The organism is Paraburkholderia sp. SIMBA_054 (assembly GCF_046534875.1).
In the GTDB taxonomy this organism is placed as follows: domain Bacteria; phylum Pseudomonadota; class Gammaproteobacteria; order Burkholderiales; family Burkholderiaceae; genus Paraburkholderia; species Paraburkholderia hospita.
Map to the genome: position 1 here is coordinate 1 of NZ_JAWRXV010000222.1, position 519 is coordinate 519.

Annotated in this window: 1 rRNA gene; it reads right to left on the reverse strand. The window is 55.7% G+C overall.

The window, feature by feature from the left end:
- Positions 1–450, reverse strand: a 16S ribosomal RNA gene (locus tag SB822_RS54865); the annotation flags it as partial.
- Positions 451–519 lie beyond the last annotated feature (69 nt).

Below are 519 nucleotides of genomic sequence, written 5' to 3' on the forward strand. Positions count from 1 at the left end.
GGTTTTCTTTCCGGACAAAAGTGCTTTACAACCCGAAGGCCTTCTTCACACACGCGGCATTGCTGGATCAGGGTTGCCCCCATTGTCCAAAATTCCCCACTGCTGCCTCCCGTAGGAGTCTGGGCCGTGTCTCAGTCCCAGTGTGGCTGGTCGTCCTCTCAGACCAGCTACAGATCGTCGCCTTGGTAGGCCTTTACCCCACCAACTAGCTAATCTGCCATCGGCCGCCCCTTGAGCGCGAGGCCTTTCGGTCCCCCGCTTTCATCCAGAGATCGTATGCGGTATTAATCCGGCTTTCGCCGGGCTATCCCCCACTCCAGGACACGTTCCGATGTATTACTCACCCGTTCGCCACTCGCCACCAGGGTTGCCCCCGTGCTGCCGTTCGACTTGCATGTGTAAGGCATGCCGCCAGCGTTCAATCTGAGCCAGGATCAAACTCTTCAGTTCAAACCTGTTACTGTTTTTCGGTTGTTTTACCAACCGGTCGCTCACTCAAAATCACTGACGAATGATTCG